A 15827-nucleotide genomic window follows, 5' to 3' on the forward strand; every position below is an offset into this window, starting at 1 on the left:
GATGTGGAGAGGGCGCGTTCGGAGCCTATCGTGGCCACCCCGGCGCGGAGGCGTTGACAGCTCGGTGTGCCGTGGGGAGGATCGCCCGGTGAGCGAGCAACCCCACGTCACCGCCGTGCTGTCCCTGTTCCGTCCCCCGGCCGACCTGCCCGCCCGGGTGGCCGACCTGCTGGAGCAGGTGGACGCCGTGGTCACCGTCGACGACGGCCCCGATGCGGACGCCTCGGCCGAGGTCCACGCGGCGCTCGCGGCCGCGGGTGCCGAGGTGATCGTGGTGGGGGCGAACCGGGGGATCGCGCACGCTCTCAACCTCGGCATCGAGCGGGCGCGCACCACTCGGAGTGACACCTGGGTGCTCACCCTCGACCAGGACTCCACCGTGCCCCCGGGTTACGTGGCCGCTGCGCTCGCCACGTTCGGTGCGGCCCAGGGGGCGGGGGTTCGCGTCGGCGCGGTGTGCCCGTGGTTCCTCGGGGACGCGCCCACCCCCGAGGAGGGCGCCGAGCACGGTTTCTCGCTCGCTTTCGACCCCATCACGTCCGCGCTGCTCATCGCACCGGAGGTGGTGGCCGCCTGCGGCCCCTTCCGCGACGACTACTTCATCGACGCCGTCGACAGCGAGTACACCTTGCGCATGCGCCGCCACGGCTGGGTGGTGGTGCGGGTGCCCGACACGCGCCTGGAGCACGCGATGGGGACGCCACGCCCGATGCGGCTGCTGGGGCGCCAGCTCACCCGGGGCGGCCGGCCCGCACACGTTCCCTACCAGCGTCCGTTCCGGATCTTCTACATCACCCGCAACATGATCGCGATGAGCCGCGAGTATGGCGCGCAGTTTCCCGGCTGGCTGGCCCGACGGTGGCGCGCGGAGATCCTGCACGGCGGGGTCCGGTTGCTGTGGGGCCCGCACCGGAGCCGTATCGCCCGCGCCCTGCTGGCGGGGGCGTGGGCCGGCGTCCGGGGTCGGTCAGGCCCGATCCCGCCCCGGCTGGCCCGCGCCCTCGCGGTGTGACGCCAGCACCTCGCGGGTCGCGGTGAGCAGCAGCCCGGCCATCACCACCTCGCTGGCGAACAGACCGGCGGCGGCCCCCACCGGGCCGACGGTGACGGCCAGCACCGCCACCAGCACCGAACCGCTCACGCCACCCAGGAGCGTCGAGCGCAGGATCACGGCCACCCTTCCGGCCGGGAACAGCACCAGCCGCGTGATGCCGGTGCGGACGGCGTTGACGGCGAACGCGAGGCCCAGCACGAAGCAGATCTCGCGGGCCGCGACGACGGCCTCGCCGAACAGCAGGGCCGACGCGAGCGGCCCTGCCGCCGTCAGGATCACCAGCCCCAGCACCCCCAGCAGGGCGTGGTAGCGCAGGGCGCGGCGCAGGCGGGCGCCGATGTGTTCGGGGCCCGCCTCGATCACCCACCGCTGGAAGATGTTGGCCAGCGCCCCCGGCACGAACAGCCCGTAGCGGTACAACTTGTCGGCCGACGCGTACGCGGCGGAGACGTCCGCGGCGGCGACCTGGTTGACCAACGGCAGCGGAAGGGCGGCGTAGCCGCCGGCCGCCAGCTCGTTGAGGGCCGGCACCACGTCGCGGCGCAGCAGGGTGCCCACCGAACGCAACGGGGGCCACGGGCCCGGTGAGGCGTGCAGGAGGCGTATCGAGAACAGCGTCATGCCGACCAAGGGGACGACGGTCGCCAGGATCGGGTAGACGTACAGCCACCCCGTGGCGACCATCACCGCCGCCGACACCGCCGCGGCGCCGACCCGCGGGAACGTCTCGTAGAGCGCGATGTGGTCGGCCCGGCCACTGCCGACCGCGAACCACGACAGCGACAGCGGCACCGTGGCGGTCGACAGGGCCATGAGCAGGGTCATCACCTGCCAACCGTCCCGCGCCGTGACCCAGGCGACGACACCGAGCACGGGCAGCACGGCCGCGGCGAGCGTCAGGCGCACGACCAAGCTCTCCCGGTAGAGGGTCGCGCGTGCCGCGTCCGTGGTGAGCGGGGGCACCCGGGCCGGGCCGATCGAGTGCCACCCGTACGAGATGACCAACCCGAAGAGCGCGCCCAGCGCCTCACCGGCGCCGATGCTCGCCCAGCCCGCCGGGTCGACGCGCCGGGCCAGCAGCGGCATGACGAGCAGCGGCGTCACCATCGACAGCAGCGGCAGCCCGCCGAAGCCGACGATTCGGCCCCACAGCGAGGGAGTCGGCGGTTCGACGTCGCTCATCGCGGGCGGGCCACCGCGTCCAGGCGGGCCACGATCTGGTCCACCGCCTTGTCGATGCGGCGGCTCACGAGGGCGTCGTCGTACCAGGCGCGGGTGCGTGCACGCAGTGCCGAGCCGCCGCGCACGGCGCGGACGATGGCGGCGGCCAGCTCCTCCGGTGCGGTCGAGGCGGCGACGAACCCGTTGACGTCGTCGGTGACGAGCTCCACGGCCGCGTTGCCGGGATCGGTGACGAGGACGACGGGGGTGCCGTGGCCGGCGGACTCCACGACGACCAGGCCATAGCCTTCTCGGCGGGACGGGTTCACCAGCACCGCGGCGTGGCCGACGATGCGTGTCAGCTCAGCCTCGCTGACGAAGCCGGGCAGGTCGACGGCGTCGCCGACACCGGCGGCCCGGATGGCCGCGGCGACGGCGTTCCGCTCCGGACCGTCGCCGAGGATGACCGCCCGCAGGTCGGGGATCTCCCGGCGCGCCACGGCGAGCGCGGCGGGGAGGGCGTCCACCCGCTTGTCCTGGATGTGCCGGCCGGCGTAGACGAGGTAGGGCGGGTCGTCCGCCTCCGGGACCGGGGTGACCTCGGTGTCGACGGCGACGAGGCCCGGGCTGACGATGGGCTCCCCGCGCAGCCCCTCACGGCGCAGCCGGCCGGCGCTCAGGCCACTGTGGCACGACGCGAGCGGGCTGAGCCGCACCGCCGCCCGCTGCAGAGCCCAGGCCACGGTGCCCAGGACGGGCCCGTTGTAGGCGACCCACTGGTGGCGCGGCCAGACCTCGAGGTAGTCGTACACCTGCGCCGTCCGCGTCCCGGCGAGGGCGGCGCGGGCGGCGAACACGTTGAGCACGGGCAGGGCGCTGACGATGACGGCGTCGTAACGGCCGCGGTGCCGCAGCAGGTGCCGGCCGAGCCCCGCGGCGAAGGTCGCGGCCGCGGCGGGGCGGCGGACGCCGTCGGCGTCGTACAACCGCAGGCGGCCGGTGACCGGGACGACCGCGAAGGACGCCGACGGCACGGAACCGTCCCACTGCCGGGCCGTGAGATAGGTGACGTCGTGGCCGTCGGCGGCCAGCAACTCGGCGAAGTGTCGATACTGCCGCTCACCCCCGCCCGTGGTGTGGGGGAACAGGCAGTCGTAGGCCACCGCGACGCGCATCGGGGTTTCCTCCCCTGAGTCCGAAAAAGCGTCGCGACTGTATCATCAGCGTCCATGGAGCAGCCCCCACGCCCCGCGCACGTCGGCATGGCGGTCGTCAACTACCACTCCGCACCGGACGTCGCCGGGCTCCTCGCGTCGCTGCCCCGCGGTGACGACGTGCGGCTCAGCGTCGTGGTGGTCGACAACTCCACCTCGGCGGAGGAGCTGGCGCGGTGCACCGTTGCGGCGCGGGAGGCGTCCGGCCTGGCGCTCGAGGTGGTGGACGCGGGCGCCAACCTCGGTTACGCCGGCGGGAACAACCGGGCCGTGGCGCACCTGTTGGCCCTCGACGACCCGCCCGGCGTGCTGGTCGTCGTCAACCCCGACGTCCGTTGGGTCGCGGGCAGCCTCGCCGAGCTCGCCGCCTACTGCCTGGCCCACGACGATGCGATCGTCTCCGTGCCGACCCGGCAGGACGGTCAGATGGGCACGGGCATCGTGCGGTACCTACCCCTGACCGGGTACTTCCGACCGGACGCGGCGGGGTCAACCCACCGCTTCGCCTATGCGGCGGGCCACTGCTTCGCCCTCACGGCTGATCGCTGGCGGGCGCTCGGCGGGCTGACCGAGGCGTACTTCCTCTACTGCGAGGAGATCGATCTCGCGCTGCGGCACCGCGCCGCGCAGGGACGACTCGCCACCTTCGACGCCGGCGCAGTGGAGCACGAGGGTGGTGGTGCCATCAACGGCGAAGCATCCGGCCGGTCCCTGACGTCGTACTTCCACGGCACTCGTAGCCGCGTGCTGCTCCACCGCCGGTTCCCGTCGCTGTGGCCCTCCCTGGCCCCCCTCGTGGTGCTGCGCACCGGTTGGGCGGTCTCCTTGCTCCTGACCGGCAGGGTGGCCGAGGGGCGCGCCGTGCTGCGCGCCCTGGCCGCCGGCCTGCGGGACCCGCGTCCCCGGCGCTGAGCCCGGGCCGGGTGGGGCTGCTCAGCAGCCCTCGATGCGGAACAACCGCGCCTCCGGGCCCTCGGCGTCGACCAGCACGAGGTGCGCGGAGGGGACGAGGTCGGTCATCCCCTTCCACTGGGAGGCCTCGTAGTTGTCGTGCACGTCCTGCTCACCGAAGTCGAGAACGTGATCGACACCCAGATCGTCCACGACCTCGCACACCCGGGGGTCAGCGGTGATGTCGCGCAGGTGGGCGTCCAGGTACTGCTCCTCGGCGCCCGGCTGGCCGAAGACGTGCTTGCGAAGAACCTCCCGGTCGGCGAGGGCGTAGGCCAGCGATGTGCCGGCGCGCGGGCTACCGGCGATGAGGGCGTCCGACGGTGTCGTGGTGTCGAGCCGCTCGAGCAGCGCGTACTCCTCGGGGCTGAGCAGGGGCGATTCCTCGGTGAGGAGGTAGGACTTCCGAGCTCGCTCGACCCCCTCGAGGGCATTGGGACCCTGGCCGGTGAGGGCGATCGCTGCGGTGGCCAGCACGGCCAGCACACGGGTGGGCCAGGCCCCTGGTCGCGGCCAACGAACGGCCAGCGCCGCGAGGGCGTCCCAGCACGCGACGGCGCCGGCCGTGGCGACGGGGATGGCCCCCGCCGGCAGCAGGGCAGCGAGCCGGAAGGAGTCGTTGTACCAAGGATTGGTGACGGCCTCGCGCACGGGGCTCTCGACGGGGAAGCCGGAGGCGAGCACGAACAGCGCCAGGGCGGCGCAGAACGGCCAGAGCGCCACTGCGCGGCGTGGGCGGCGGGCCAGGGCGATCCAGCCTGCGCCGAGGAGGAACAGCACGGGATAGGTGAACGGCAGGTGGGCCGGGGAGACGAGGAACCCCTCGCCGAAGGCCTGGGCCGGCGTCTGCCACGGTGGCCACCGCGACATCACCTCGTTGGTGCGCGAGAAACTCCACAGTTGGATGGTGAGGACGGTCAGCACGGCCACCACGAGTGCGGCGACGAGGGAGCGGACGAGCGTCCAGCGCGCCACCAGGCGGGCGCCGATGTGGACGAGTACGACGCCCGAGGCGAGGGCCCAGAGGGAGAGGAACGCATTGGGGTGGGCCAGGCCCAGGCCGGCGCAGGCGAGCAACACGCCCAGCACCTCCCGCGTCACCGGGGGGAGGCCACGCGTCCGCAACGCCACCACCAGCCACCCGAGCACCGCGGGCAGCAGCGCGTAGCCGAGCGCGTTGGGGTACAGCACGCCGAAGTCGAGCAGCAGCAGGGGGAACGCGCCGAATGCTCCGGCGAGAGCACCGGCCGCGACGAGGACGGCCGGCCGTCGTCCCAGCAGCGCTGCCGACAGCGCCAGGCAGGACGCGGGCCACACGAATGCGGCGATCGCGATGCTCGTGGCGTTCACCGCGACGGGCACGCTCGTGCCCAGGAGGCTCATCACCAGCGAGGGGACGACGTGCCAACCGTTCGGGTAGAACGGCGCGTCGGATGTCAGCCCGATGTGGAAGGGGGAGGCGTCGGCGGTCTCGACGATCCACCGGATGGTGTTGAGGTGCGCGATGCCGTCGAAGGTCTGCGACACGGCACCGGGGGCCACAAACGCCGTCAGGCAGTGGGCCGTGAGGGTGACGGCCGCGATGAGCAGCCCCACGCAGGCACCCCACCAGGCCGCGCCCCCGGCCGGCGCATCCGCCTCGGTGCCGGCCACCGAGGCGCCGCCCGGCGAGGACGATGTCGGGCCAGGGGTGAACCAGCTGCCCGTGACCCAACGCCGCACGGCGAGGGCGATGGCAGCGATCAAGACGGCGAGGACCAGGACGGGCAGGGGTGACCAGGCGATGCCGAGCCGGGGTGCCAGCGTGGCGGCGACCGCCCCGACTCCGATCGAGACGGCGGGGGCCACGAGCACGTGGTGGAGTGACCAGCGCCAGCCGGCGATCAGCACCAGGAGGCCGGGCAGCCAGTACCACGCCACCGCGAGGGCGACGGCGGGGACGGTGGCCAGCCAGCTCTCGGTCATGGCGCCAACTCTAGAGCGGATGCGTCCCGGTGCGCCCGCGCCGTCATTTGTGGGGATTCAGCGGGCTCCTACGTCAGGTAGGAGATTTGGTGGAATGATGGAGTCCATGAGTCCCCGTACGATCGGCGTGACCGAGGTCGCGCTGCGCGACGCCCACCAGAGTCTCATGGCCACCCGGATGGCCCTGGAGGACATGGTGGACGCCTGCGCCGACATTGACCGAGCTGGCTACTGGAGCGTCGAATGCTGGGGTGGAGCCACGTATGACTCCTGCATCCGCTTCCTCAACGAGGATCCCTGGCAGCGGCTCCGCACCTTCCGCGAGCTGATGCCCAACAGCCGCCTGCAGATGCTGCTGCGCGGCCAGAACCTCCTCGGCTACCGCCACTACGAGGACATGGTGGTCGAGAAGTTCGTCGAGAAGTCCGCCGAGAACGGCATGGACGTGTTCCGCGTCTTCGACGCCCTGAACGATCCCCGCAACATGGCGCACGCCATGGCGGCGGTGAAGAAGGTCGGGAAGCACGCCCAGGGCACGATCTGCTACACGATCTCCCCGCTCCACACGACCGAGGGGTACATCAAGCTCGCCGGGCAGCTCCTCGACATGGGGGCGGAGTCGATCGCGCTCAAGGACATGGCGGCCCTGCTGCAGCCCCAGCCGGCGTACGACATCGTCCGCGGCATCAAGGAGACCTACGGCGAGGACGTCCAGATCAACGTCCACTGCCACTCGACCACCGGCGTCACGCTCGTCAGCCTCATGAAGGCCATCGAGGCCGGCGCCGACGTGGTGGACACCGCGATCAGCTCGATGTCGCTCGGGCCGGGGCACAACCCCACCGAATCGCTCGTCGCGATGCTCGAGGGCACGGACTACACGACCGACCTCGACATGGACGCCCTCCTGCGGATCCGCGACCACTTCGCCGCCGTCCGTCCCAAGTACAAGGAGTTCGAGTCGGCCACCCTGGTCGACACCGACATCTTCTCCAGCCAGATCCCCGGCGGCATGCTCTCCAACATGGAGAGCCAGCTCCGCGCCCAGGGCGCGGGGGACCGCATCCGCGAGGTGATGGCGGAGGTGCCGCTGGTCAAGGCGGACGCAGGCCACCCGCCGCTGGTCACCCCGTCGTCGCAGATCGTCGGCACCCAGGCCGTGTTCAACGTGCTGATGGGGCGCTACAAGGTGCTCACCGGCGAGTTCGCGGACCTGATGCTCGGCTACTACGGCGAGTGCCTCGGCGAGCGCAACCCCGAGGTCGTCGAGATCGCGCACGCGCAGACGAAGAAGGAGCCCATCACCGAGCGCCCGGCCGACTTGCTGGAGCCCGAGTGGGACAAGCTGGTGGCCGAGGCGTCCGCCCTCGACGGGTTCGACGGATCCGACACCGACGTCCTGACCTACGCGATGTTCCCCTCGGTCGCGCCCGGCTTCCTCGCCTCCCGCGACGAGGGCCCGAAGAACGTCGGCAAGACCCCCGAGCAGCTCAAGGCCGAGGCCACGAGCAGCTCCGACGCCGGCCGTGCCGTGCAGGGGCCGATCACGTACAAGGTGTCCCTCGGTGGACGCGAAAACACCGTCACCGTCGAAAGGGCGTGACATTCCATGGCCAAGAAGCCCCAGCTCCCCTCCATGGCCGAGCAGGTGGAGACCGTCCACCAGCGTCGGCTGGCGGACCGCCTCGGCGGTGGTGAGGACCGGCTCCAGAAGCAGCGCGACAAGGGGAAGATGACGGCGCGCGAGCGCATCGACGCCCTGCTCGACGAGAACAGCTTCCAGGAGATCGGGCTGTTCCGCCGCAACCGGACGGTCACGTTCGGCATGGACACCGCCAACATGCCCGCGGACGGCGTCGTGACCGGCACGGGGGCCGTGTTCGGCCGCCCCGTCCACGTCGCGAGCCAGGATTTCACCGTCGTCGGTGGTTCTGCCGGCGAGACGCACAGCAAGAAGGTCGTCGAGATGATGGAGTCCGCGCTGAAGTGCGGCACGCCGTTCGTCTTCATCAACGACTCCGGCGGTGCGCGCGTCCAGGAGGGCATCGACTCCCTGTCCGGCTACGGCCAGGTGTTCTACTCCAACGTGAAGCTCTCCGGCGCGGTGCCGCAGATCTCGATCATCTCCGGCCCGTGCGCCGGAGGCGCCGCCTACAGCCCGGCGCTGACCGACTTCATCATCCAGACGCGCAAGGCCCACATGTTCATCACCGGGCCCAACGTGATCCAGCAGGTGACGGGGGAGAAGGTCAGCCAGGACGACCTCGGTGGCGCGGACGCCCACATGGGCGTCTCCGGCGTCAACCACTTCGTCGCCGACGACGACGCCCAGGCCATCCTGATCGCGCAGAAGCTGCTCAGCTTCCTGCCGCTCAACAACACCGAGGATCCGCCCGTCGTCGACCCCGACCCCTACGTGGAGCCGGACGACTCGCTGCTCGACATCGTGCCCGTCGAGGGCACGCGCGGGTACGACGTGCGCGAGGTGATCGCGAAGATCGTCGACCACGGCGACTTCCTCGAGGTGCAGGCCGGGTACGCGAAGAACATCGTGGTCGGGTTCGCCCGCATCAACGGGCGCAGCATCGGCGTCATCGCCAACCAGCCGAACGTGATGGCCGGCGTCCTCGACATCAACGCCTCGGACAAGTCCAGCAAGTTCATCCGGTTCTGCAACGCCTTCAACATCCCGCTGGTGACGCTCGTGGACGTTCCCGGCTTCCTTCCGGGGGTGGCCCAGGAGCACGGCGGCATCATCCGCCACGGCGCGAAGATGCTGTACGCGTACTCCGCGGCCACGGTGCCGAAGATCACCGTGGTGCTCCGCAAGGCCTACGGTGGTGCCTACCTCGCGATGTGCTCCAAGGATCTGGGGGCCGACCAGGTGTTCGCCTGGCCCACGGCCGAGATCGCGGTCATGGGGGCCGAGGGGGCGGCGTCGGTGGTGTTCAAGCGCGAGATCGACGCCGCGGAGGATCCGGCGGCGCGGCGCGCCGAGCTGGTGGAGGAGTACCGGACCACCTTCTCGACGCCGTTCGTCGCGGCCTCCCGCGGCCTGGTGGACGACATCATCAACCCGGCGGACACCCGCCGCAAGGTGGCGATGGCCCTGGAGATCCTCATCAACAAGCGCGAGCTGCGGCCGGCCAAGAAGCACGGCCTCGGGCCGGCGTGATCGGGGGAACGATGTCCGACGACGTCAACGCTGAACTGCTCGCCGCCGTCAAGGCACTCACCGAACGGGTCGAGAGCCTCGAGGGCGAGATCACGAGCATCAAGCTCATCAACGCGCAGAACGTGCCGGAGGAGGTGGTGGTCGCCATCGGCGCGGCCGTCGCCGCCTACCTCGGCCACCGGGCGAAGCGACGCCAGTCGCACTTCACGCGGTCGGTCTCCTGGCAGTCCACCACCCGCCGCTCGCAGCACGTCCACGCGCCGCTGCACCTGCGGTGATCCGTTCCCACCTCGCCGGTGCTCGCCGGTCACGCCCGGGCACCGTCACTCGAAAGGCACACCAGTCATGAAGTTGAAGGTCACCGTCAACGGGATCCCCTACGACATCGAGGTGGAGGTCGAGGAGGCCGAACGAGTGTCTCCCTCGATCGTCATCGGTGGGGGTGGCGGGATGAACACCCCGGTCGCCAGCACCGCGTCCGTGCAGGCCACGTCCGCCAACGCCGTCACCGCGCCGCTGTCGGGCTCGGTGGCGCGCATCCTCGTGGAGGAGGGCGCCGCGATCGAGGCCGGTCAGGTGCTGCTCGTCCTCGAGGCCATGAAGATGGAGACCGAGATCACCGCGCCGGGCGACGGCACGGTGGCGCGCATCCTCGTCAGCCAGGGCGACGCCGTCGCCGGCGGCGAGGCGCTGATCGAGCTCGGCTGAGTCGGCGGTCGCACCCGACTCGCACCCCAACGGGATCGAGCGCATCCCCCGCGACGACCTGTGCCCGCGGCACAGGTCGTCGTGTCGTGCGCGGGGCGGAGCGCGGCCGACGGACGGCTAGGGTGACGGATGGCCCCGGGGGCGGAATCGCCCGGGAACGCGCAGCTGACAAGGAGGCACTGCCATGACCGTGCGCGGTTGGAACGACTTGGTCGACGGGCTCGCCTACGGCGGCGACTACAACCCCGAGCAGTGGCCCCGCGAGGTGTGGGACGACGACGTCCGCCTCATGCGCGAGGCCGGGGTGAACCTGGTGAGCCTCGCGATCTTCTCCTGGGCGACGATCGAGCCGTTGGAGGGCCAGTTCGACTGGGCGTGGCTCGACGAGGTGATCGAGAAGCTGGACGCCGGGGGCGTCCGGATCGCCCTGGCGACGGCGACCGCGTCCCCACCGCCGTGGCTGACGGCCACGCACCCCGAGATCCTGCCCGTCACGCGCGAGGGGGTCGTGCTGCACCAGGGCGGACGCCAGGCCTACCGCATCTCCTCCCCGGTGTACCGGGAGTACGCCACGGCGATGACGCGGCGCATGGCGGAGCGCTACGGCTCCCACCCGGCGCTCGCGCTGTGGCACGTCGACAACGAGATCGGCTGCCACATCCCCGACGACTTCTCCCCGGACGCCACCGAGGCGTTCCGCGGGTGGCTCCAGCGGCGCTACGGCACGCTCGAGGCGCTCAACGAGGCCTGGGGCACCGCCTTCTGGTCCCAGCGCTACGGGTCGTTCGAGCACGTGCTGCCCCCGCTGCCCGCCCCGACCTTCCCCAACCCCACCCAGCAGCTCGACTGGCGCCGCTACACCTCCGACGTCCACAAGGAGTACTACCTCGCCCTGCGCGCGGTGCTCCGCGAGGTCACCCCCGAGGTGCCCATCACGACCAACTTCATGATCGGCACCGGCAACCGGCACGCCGACTACGCCGACTGGGCCCCGGAGACCGACGTCGTCGCCAACGACCACTACACGCGCTCCCACGACCCGGAGCGCCACGTCGAGCTGGCCTTCGCGGCCGACCTCACCCGGGGCGTCGCCGCCGGTGACCCGTGGCTGCTGATGGAGCACTCGACCTCGGCGGTGAACTGGCAGCCCCGCAACCGGGCCAAGGATCCGGGGGAGATGGTGCGCAACTCGCTGTCCCACGTGGCCCGTGGCGCCGACGGGGTGATGTTCTTCCAGTGGCGCCAGTCGCGGGCCGGCGCGGAGAAGTTCCACTCCGGCATGGTTCCGCACGCCGGCACCGACAGCGCGGTGTGGCGCAACACGGTGGAGCTCGGTGAACACCTGCAGCGCCTGGCGCCGGTGCGCGGCAGCCGGGTGGCCTCGAGCGTCGCCGTCGTGTTCGACTACACCAACCTGTGGGCCGTGGAGCTGGACAGCCACCCGACCAACGACCTCTCCTACCCCGACCTGGTGCTCGACTGGCACCGCGCGTTCTTCCACGAGGGCGTCCAGGTCGACGTGGTGCCGCCCCAGGCCGATCTGAGCGGTTACGACCTGGTGGTGGCGCCCAACCTCTACCTGGCCGACGACGAGCGGGTCGCGAACCTCACGGGGGTTGTCGAACGCGGGGGCGTGTTCGCCACCACCTGGTTCTCCGGCATCGTGGACGCCCACGACCACATCCACCTGGGTGGCCACCCCGGGGCGTTCGCCGACCTGCTGGGCATCCGCACCGAGGAGTTCTGCCCGCTGCAGCAGGGCGAGCGGGTCGGCGTCCTGCTCGACGGGGTGGACGCCGAGGGCGTCCGGTGGACAGAGCGGACCGAGCTGCGGGGGGCGTCGGCGCACGCCACGTACACCGACGGCGTCCTGGTGGGGCTCCCGGCGGTGACCGACCATGCCGTCGGCGACGGCCACGCCTGGTACGTAGGCACCGACCTGCCGGGAGAGGGCAAGCGCGCCCTCGTGCGGACGTGGTTGGCGCAGGCGGGGATCGAACCGGTGCTGGCCGATCCGCAGCCGGGGGTCGAGGCCGTGCGCCGCAGCGGTGAGGGCGGCTCCTTCCTCTTCGTCTTCAACCACACGCGCGGCGAGGTCCGCGTGCCCGCGACCGGCACCGAGCTGCTCACCGGCGCGCGCGTGTCCGGCGCGCTCACCCTGCCCGGCGGGGGCAGCGCGGTGGTCCACGAGGACGCTTGAGCCGGGCGGCGGCGGGCCGCCACGGGAGGGCCGGCCGGCGCGCCCGGGTCGAGGGGTGCGGCTAGGGTGGCGGGCATGGCCGGACCGCGCGATGCCCACGGTGACGACGAGGCGACGCGGGCGCGGCGCTGGCAGCTGCCCGACTGGTCGGTGATCGGCTCGCTGGTGGTGGTGAGCCTGCTGTCCTTCGGGGCGTTCTTCACCGGCGTCGGCTGGCTGGCGGGGCTGGCGTCCGGAGTGGCCCAGGTGCGGCGCACGGTGTCTGGCCGCTCGCACACCGTGGGCGACTTCGCCTCCGGCGCGCTCGCCGCCGTGCGCGGCAACTGGCTCGTGGCGCTCGGCGGGCTGGCGGTCGCGGCGCTGCTGTACATGAACGTGGTGTGGCTGACGGGTGGGTTCGTTCCCGGGGGCACGCTGGTGCTGGCCGTCGTGATCGCCATCGCCGCGGTGGTGTGGGTGGTGCTCGTGCGGGCCGCCGCCCTGTGGTCGCACGGCTCGGGCGAGATGGCCGGCGGCGTCCGCTGGGGTCAGCTCGTGCGGCGCGCGGCGCAACTCACCGTCGACGACCTCCCCGGCACCGCGGGCCTGTTCGCGGCGCTGGCGCTCACCGTCGGGTTCGTGTGGGTCTTCCCGCCGATCTTCATCCTCGTCCCCGGGCTGTGGGTGCTCGCCGTGACCGTCGTCGAGTCCCGTCGGCTGGGCGCGTGAACGCCCCGCTGCGCGTCGCCCTCGACGTCGACACCGGCGTCGATGACGCCTGCGCGTTGCTCCTGGCCGCGCTCCATCCCGGGCTTGACCTGCGGGCTGTGACCTGCGTGGCGGGCAACGCCGGCCTGGTCGACGTGACTCGCAACACCCTGACCGTCCTCGAGACGGCCGGACGCCGCGACGTGCCCGTCGGTGTCGGGGCCACCCGGCCGCTGCTGGAGCAACCGCGCGACGCCCGCCACGTCCACGGCGCCGACGGCATGGGCGATCTGGGCCTGCCCGCGCCCCGCGGGGGGCCGGATCGACGGCATGGGGTCGACCTGCTGCGTGACACGGCGGATGCCGCCGCCGACGCGGGCCAGCCGCTCACCCTTGTGCCGCTGGGGCCGCTGACCAACGTCGCGCTGTTCGCACGCCTGTACCCGGACGCCTTCGACCGCCTGGGCCGCGTGGTGTTCATGGGCGGCGGGGCGCAGGTGAGCAACGCCACGGCGGCGGCGGAGTTCAACGTGTTCCACGACCCGGAGGCGGCCGCCCTCGTGCTGGACGCGTGCGCGGAGCACCGGGTGCCGGTCACGATGTACGGCCTCGACGTCTTCTACGCCCCGCGCGTGAGCGCGGCCCAGGCGGCCCGGCTCGCGGGCCTCGGCACCCCGGTGGCGGCGCTGGCGTCCGGGTTGGTCGACTTCCAGTGCCGCCGCTTCGACGCCGCCGACGCCACCATCGGGGACGCCGGCGCGGTGGCCCTGCTCGTCGACCCGGACGCGGTGCTCACCCGCCGGCTGCCCGTGCGGGTGGAGCTGGCCGGCACGTGGACGCGCGGCCGCACCATCGTCGACCAGCGCGACTGGGGCGGCGACCTCGACCACGACCCCCACGGCCTCGCCCCGGCCCAGGTGGACGTCGCGCTCGAGGTCGACGGCCCCCGGCTGGCCGAGGTGTGGTTGGCCACGATGGCGTCCGCCGGCCCCGACGCCGTCCGGGCCTGAGCCCGGACCGGCCGGTCGTCGGGTCAGTCGCGGAACTGGCTGGCCTCGAACTCGTCGGGGTTCGGGAACAGGCGGTTGGCACGCTCGAGCCCGGTGAGGGCGTCCAGCTGGCCGGTGGTCAGCTCGAAGCCGAACACGTCGATGTTGCTGCGGATGCGCTCGGGGGTCGCGGACTTCGGGATCACGATGCGGCCCTGCTGGAGGTGCCAGCGGATCACCACCTGGGCGGGAGAGACGTCGTGGGCCTGGGCGATCGCCTCGACGGCCTCCTCGGAGAGGTCCTCGCCCTTGCCGATCGGGGCGTACGCCTCGACGGCGATCCCGGCCGCCCGGGAGGCGTCCTGCACCGCGGGCTGCTGATGGGTCGGGTGGATCTCGAACTGATTCACCGCGGGCGTGACCCCGGCGGTCTCCAGCAGGCGACCCAGATGATGGGGCAGGAAGTTGGACACGCCGATCGCGCGCACCGCGCCGTCGGCGAGCAGCTTCTCGAACGCACGCCACGTCTCGGGGGCGAGCCACCGCGTCGGCGTCGGCCAGTGGATGAGATAGAGGTCGACGACGTCGACGTCCAGCGCCTTCCGGCTGGCCTCGAAAGCGGCCAGCGCGCTGTCGTGGCCCTGGTCGCCGTTGCGGAGCTTGGTGGTGAGAAACACGTCGTCGCGCGCGAGGCCGGACGCCTTGAGCGCGGCACCGACGCCGTCCTCGTTGTAGTAGCCGGCCGCGGTGTCGATGTGGCGGTAGCCCGCCTCGAGCGCGGTCTCGACGATGCGCTGGGTCTCGTCGGAGTCGACCTGGAACGTGCCGAACCCGAGCTGGGGGATCCGGACGCCGTTGTTGAGTTCGATGGCGGGCTGGTCAGTCATGGACTCCAACCTAGCGCGGCCCTGCTCAGGGAGTTGCAATGCGGTGCACCTTGTGGTTGGCCGCTTGGGCCCGGGGGCGAATCGTCAGCTGGTCGATGTTGACGTGCGGCGGGCGCGCGGCGACCCAGCAGATCGCCTCGGCGACATCCTCGGCCACGAGCGGGTCGGGGACGCCGGTGTAGACGGAGTCGGCCCGTTCGGCGTCACCGTCGAAGCGGGTGAGGGAGAACTCCTCGGTGTGCACCATGCCCGGGGCGATCTCGCACACGCGGACGGGCTGGCCGCACAGCTCCAACCGCAGCGCACGCGCCAGCATGCGCTCGCCGGCCTTGGCGGCGTTGTACCCGGCGCCGCCCTCGTAGGCGGCCTCGGCCGCGGTCGAGGTGACGAAGACGACCGTGCCCTCGGCCGCCAGGAGCGCCGGCAGCAGCGCCTTGGTGACGCGGCCGGTGCCCAGCACATTGGTGGTGTACATCGTGTGCCACGCCTCGAGGTCGGCCTCGCCCAGCGGCTCCTGGCCCACCGCGCCACCGGCGTTGTTGACCAGGAGGTCGAGGTGCCCGCCCACCTCGTCGGCCAGGAGGGCGACGTCATCGGCGTTGGTGATGTCGCAGCCCACGGCGACCCCGTCGATCTCGGCGGCCAGCTCGTGCACCCGGGCGAACCGTCGGGCCGCGCAGAAGACGCGGTACCCGTCGGCGGCCAGGGCCCGAGCGGTGGCGGCGCCGATGCCGCTCGAGGCGCCCGTGACGACCGCGACGCGCTGCTCCGGGCTGCGCTGTTCGGGGGGTGCGGGCTGCGGGCTGCGCTGATCGGGGGTCGTCTCGCTCATGGCG

Annotated in this window: 14 protein-coding genes; 9 read left to right on the forward strand and 5 right to left on the reverse strand. The window is 72.2% G+C overall.

Annotated elements, in window-relative coordinates:
* Positions 1-88: 88 nt before the first annotated feature.
* Complete coding sequence (locus tag PCC79_RS02550) at positions 89-1012, forward strand: glycosyltransferase (protein WP_232549177.1); 924 nt, start codon at positions 89-91, stop codon at positions 1010-1012.
* Here PCC79_RS02550 and PCC79_RS02555 read toward each other — a convergent pair.
* On the reverse strand, positions 968-2236 hold the full coding sequence (locus PCC79_RS02555; protein ID WP_342372904.1) for a hypothetical protein: 1269 nt from the start codon (positions 2234-2236) through the stop codon (positions 968-970). The two genes, PCC79_RS02550 and PCC79_RS02555, sit on opposite strands and share 45 nt — an antisense overlap.
* Positions 2233-3390, reverse strand: a complete 1158-nt coding sequence (locus tag PCC79_RS02560) for a glycosyltransferase family 4 protein (protein WP_342372905.1) — start codon at positions 3388-3390, stop codon at positions 2233-2235. The genes PCC79_RS02555 and PCC79_RS02560 overlap by 4 nt, the downstream gene beginning before the upstream one ends.
* Before the next feature lie 54 nt (positions 3391-3444).
* Here PCC79_RS02560 and PCC79_RS02565 point away from each other — a divergent pair, with 54 nt between their 5' ends.
* The gene (locus PCC79_RS02565) at positions 3445-4341 is read left to right on the forward strand and encodes a glycosyltransferase family 2 protein (RefSeq protein WP_342372906.1); all 897 of its coding nucleotides are present in this window, start codon (positions 3445-3447) and stop codon (positions 4339-4341) included.
* Positions 4342-4362: 21 nt separating this feature from the next.
* Here the strand turns inward: PCC79_RS02565 and PCC79_RS02570 are convergent, their stop codons facing one another.
* Entirely contained in the window at positions 4363-6345 is a 1983-nt protein-coding gene (locus PCC79_RS02570; RefSeq protein ID WP_342372907.1) for a DUF6541 family protein, read from the reverse strand.
* A 106-nt stretch (positions 6346-6451) separates the two neighbouring features.
* On the opposite strand from PCC79_RS02570, the gene PCC79_RS02575 reads away from it, so the two are divergent.
* The 7 genes from PCC79_RS02575 to PCC79_RS02605 all read left to right on the forward strand — a co-directional run bounded on the left by PCC79_RS02575 (position 6452) and on the right by PCC79_RS02605 (position 14125).
* Positions 6452-7948 carry a methylmalonyl-CoA carboxytransferase subunit 5S gene (locus tag PCC79_RS02575; protein WP_342372908.1) on the forward strand — a complete coding sequence of 499 codons (1497 nt, stop codon included), beginning with the start codon at positions 6452-6454 and terminating at the stop codon, positions 7946-7948.
* 6 nt (positions 7949-7954) lie between these two features.
* Entirely contained in the window at positions 7955-9520 is a 1566-nt protein-coding gene (locus PCC79_RS02580) for an acyl-CoA carboxylase subunit beta (protein WP_232549183.1), read from the forward strand.
* An 11-nt stretch (positions 9521-9531) separates the two neighbouring features.
* Positions 9532-9798, forward strand: coding sequence for a hypothetical protein (locus PCC79_RS02585; protein ID WP_232549184.1), 267 nt, complete (start codon positions 9532-9534; stop codon positions 9796-9798).
* A 67-nt stretch (positions 9799-9865) separates the two neighbouring features.
* A complete protein-coding gene (locus PCC79_RS02590; RefSeq protein WP_232549185.1) occupies positions 9866-10228 on the forward strand; it encodes a biotin/lipoyl-containing protein in 363 nt (120 codons plus the stop codon).
* A 184-nt stretch (positions 10229-10412) separates the two neighbouring features.
* A complete protein-coding gene (locus tag PCC79_RS02595) occupies positions 10413-12428 on the forward strand; it encodes a beta-galactosidase (RefSeq protein WP_342372909.1) in 2016 nt (671 codons plus the stop codon).
* 75 nt (positions 12429-12503) lie between these two features.
* Positions 12504-13136: a hypothetical protein gene (locus tag PCC79_RS02600; RefSeq protein ID WP_342372910.1), complete on the forward strand. Its 633-nt coding sequence runs from the start codon at positions 12504-12506 to the stop codon at positions 13134-13136.
* Positions 13133-14125 carry a nucleoside hydrolase gene (locus PCC79_RS02605; protein WP_232549188.1) on the forward strand — a complete coding sequence of 331 codons (993 nt, stop codon included), beginning with the start codon at positions 13133-13135 and terminating at the stop codon, positions 14123-14125. Before PCC79_RS02600 ends, PCC79_RS02605 begins: the two co-directional genes overlap by 4 nt.
* Before the next feature lie 23 nt (positions 14126-14148).
* On the opposite strand, the gene PCC79_RS02610 is transcribed toward PCC79_RS02605, so the two are convergent.
* Together PCC79_RS02610 and PCC79_RS02615 are read right to left on the reverse strand one after the other, a co-directional pair.
* On the reverse strand, positions 14149-14991 hold the full coding sequence (locus PCC79_RS02610) for an aldo/keto reductase (RefSeq protein ID WP_342372911.1): 843 nt from the start codon (positions 14989-14991) through the stop codon (positions 14149-14151).
* A gap of 25 nt (positions 14992-15016) precedes the next feature.
* Entirely contained in the window at positions 15017-15823 is an 807-nt protein-coding gene (locus PCC79_RS02615) for an SDR family oxidoreductase (protein WP_342372912.1), read from the reverse strand.
* Positions 15824-15827 lie beyond the last annotated feature (4 nt).

The sequence above is a fragment of the Propioniciclava soli genome, from assembly GCF_038502305.1.
Classification (GTDB): domain Bacteria; phylum Actinomycetota; class Actinomycetes; order Propionibacteriales; family Propionibacteriaceae; genus Propioniciclava; species Propioniciclava soli.

What these genes read in the sequence shown, in the direction of transcription:
- PCC79_RS02615 (WP_342372912.1), bottom strand. Translation starts at nt 15,823, where the DNA reads ATGAGCGAGACGACCCCCGATCAGCGCAGCCCGCAGCCCGCACCCCCC.
- PCC79_RS02600 (WP_342372910.1), top strand. Translation starts at nt 12,504, where the DNA reads ATGGCCGGACCGCGCGATGCCCACGGTGACGACGAGGCGACGCGGGCG.
- PCC79_RS02555 (WP_342372904.1), bottom strand. Translation starts at nt 2,236, where the DNA reads ATGAGCGACGTCGAACCGCCGACTCCCTCGCTGTGGGGCCGAATCGTC.
- PCC79_RS02575 (WP_342372908.1), top strand. Translation starts at nt 6,452, where the DNA reads ATGAGTCCCCGTACGATCGGCGTGACCGAGGTCGCGCTGCGCGACGCC.
- PCC79_RS02590 (WP_232549185.1), top strand. Translation starts at nt 9,866, where the DNA reads ATGAAGTTGAAGGTCACCGTCAACGGGATCCCCTACGACATCGAGGTG.
- PCC79_RS02610 (WP_342372911.1), bottom strand. Translation starts at nt 14,991, where the DNA reads ATGACTGACCAGCCCGCCATCGAACTCAACAACGGCGTCCGGATCCCC.
- PCC79_RS02585 (WP_232549184.1), top strand. Translation starts at nt 9,532, where the DNA reads ATGTCCGACGACGTCAACGCTGAACTGCTCGCCGCCGTCAAGGCACTC.
- PCC79_RS02570 (WP_342372907.1), bottom strand. Translation starts at nt 6,345, where the DNA reads ATGACCGAGAGCTGGCTGGCCACCGTCCCCGCCGTCGCCCTCGCGGTG.
- PCC79_RS02580 (WP_232549183.1), top strand. Translation starts at nt 7,955, where the DNA reads ATGGCCAAGAAGCCCCAGCTCCCCTCCATGGCCGAGCAGGTGGAGACC.
- PCC79_RS02565 (WP_342372906.1), top strand. Translation starts at nt 3,445, where the DNA reads ATGGAGCAGCCCCCACGCCCCGCGCACGTCGGCATGGCGGTCGTCAAC.
- PCC79_RS02560 (WP_342372905.1), bottom strand. Translation starts at nt 3,390, where the DNA reads ATGCGCGTCGCGGTGGCCTACGACTGCCTGTTCCCCCACACCACGGGC.
- PCC79_RS02595 (WP_342372909.1), top strand. Translation starts at nt 10,413, where the DNA reads ATGACCGTGCGCGGTTGGAACGACTTGGTCGACGGGCTCGCCTACGGC.